General features: G+C 51.5%; 2 protein-coding genes and 1 pseudogene. All 3 read right to left on the reverse strand.

From position 1 onward, the window contains the following. Positions 1-238, reverse strand: a pseudogene (locus BBW68_RS14680) (IS6 family transposase); the annotation flags it as partial. Positions 239-310: 72 nt separating this feature from the next. After that, the gene (ydgH, locus tag BBW68_RS14685; RefSeq protein WP_070135914.1) at positions 311-1,261 is read right to left on the reverse strand and encodes a DUF1471 family protein YdgH; all 951 of its coding nucleotides are present in this window, start codon (positions 1,259-1,261) and stop codon (positions 311-313) included. Between the two features lie 306 nt (positions 1,262-1,567). Continuing rightward, positions 1,568-1,779: IS30 family transposase (locus BBW68_RS17270; RefSeq protein WP_148127523.1), on the reverse strand; the 212-nt coding region annotated here is incomplete at its 5' end.

Consider the following 1,779-nt stretch of genomic DNA (forward strand, 5'->3'; position numbering starts at 1 on the left):
TTCATCGAGATGCCATGAGCCAAAACCGGAAGGTTGACGCCAGTACCAGCGCCGCCGCTTTTCCATCTCAGGTGCAGAACGCTGAACCCATCGATAAATCGTGGTGTGATCGATATTTTACCCCTCGCTCAGCCAGCATCTCCTGCAGCTCACGATAACTGATGCCATATTTGCAGTACCAGCAGACGGCCCACAGGATAATATAACGCTCAAAATGTCGACCTTTAAATGGGTTCATGTGCTGCTCCTTCAACTAAACAGTGGCATCAGTTTACCATCGCCAGATCTTTGCAACAGTGCCCAGCAAAACTTATTTGAACAGGTCAGCCGAGACGGTCAGGTTGCCGCCGCTCTGGTTAGACCATTGACGGGTAACATGATAGTATTTTGCGCTTTTATCAATCGCCCGGCGGCCCACTTCTTGAGAGATCTCAGTCGGGGTGCTGAAGTGCCCGGTAAAGGTAATGCTGTCATACGGCTGCATCTGTGCGGCGGTGATAACATTCACTTCCTGCACGCTTTTACCGTCCGAGGTGGTTACGGTGTAACGATGACTGGCTGAGCTTTGCGTTTTAAAGAAACGTCCCACTTTACTACTTGCTGTTTCAGCAGAAGCCATACCCGGGATCTCGACCTGCCTCGCAGCCGTGCCACCGGCCGCCAGCGCAGCTTTACCGGCAGCAGAATCCGCAGGGATCAGGTCAGGCGACTGAACTTTGCGCTTCGGCGCATCGGCTTTATACACGTAGGCAGTAATGATCTGATTGCTGCCGCTGTTGGTATCAATCTGACGCACGATAAAGAATGACGCCGCACCTTTCTCTTTGGCGGCTTTGGTGATGGCATCATTGACATCAGGCTGGCTGCGGAAGAAACCGCTGGCGCTGACGGTGTCGTAAGGCTCAAGAGAGTAAGCTTCTGATTTGGTCAGTTCGCGTACGCCGTTAATAATACTGTTTTTATTTTTTGGCGCTTCGGGTGCATCGGTGTGATAAACGTCCGCCGTCACGCTCCAGTTACCGCCGTTGCTGTTGGTATCATTGATGCCCTGCACATAATAGGAAGCAGCGCCCATTGAATCAGCACGTTTAGAAACGGCATCGTTAGCATCGCCAATGGAATTGAAACGGTCATTGATGGTGATGCGGTCGAATGGCTTCAACGCCGCCGCTTTCTCCGGGGTCAGTTCCTTGGCCGCGTGGGTGCTCAATGCCGTCATCGACAAAAGAGCTGAGGCCAGAATGGTGTTTTTCAGCTTCATAAAAATTGATCCTTCGCCTTACGCAAAAATTGAGTACGAAAACGTGCTGGACTCTTGATGTGTAACAGATAAGCGCCCGATTATTACATGTAATAATGCGCGCTGTCTCAACGATTTTGTGTGCATTAACGCCGGCAATCACAGCAGCAACGCCGGTAAGCTCGCCAGTTTCGAAAATGCAGTCTTTGAGGCGGTAGGGGTGGCACTGTTGCAAAGATCTGGCGATGGTAAACTAGATGCCACTGTTTAGTTGAAGGAGCAGCACATGCCCCATTCCCACTCGAAACGCAACAAAACCGAGGGGGCTTATGCCGCCAGTAAGTGCGTTAAAAATACCTCGTTGGGGGAACGATAGCCCAGTGATTTTCTCCCGCGCGTGTTGAGTATGTGTTCGAGTTCAGCCATCTTGCGATGGCTCACCTGACTGAAGTCGGTTCCCTTGGGGTAAAAGCGCCGTATCAGACCGTTGGTATGCTCATTCAGGCCACGTTCCCAGGAATGGTATGGGCGTGCAAAGT

Origin of the sequence: Candidatus Erwinia dacicola, from assembly GCF_001756855.1 — a bacterium.
GTDB lineage: Bacteria > Pseudomonadota > Gammaproteobacteria > Enterobacterales > Enterobacteriaceae > Erwinia > Erwinia dacicola.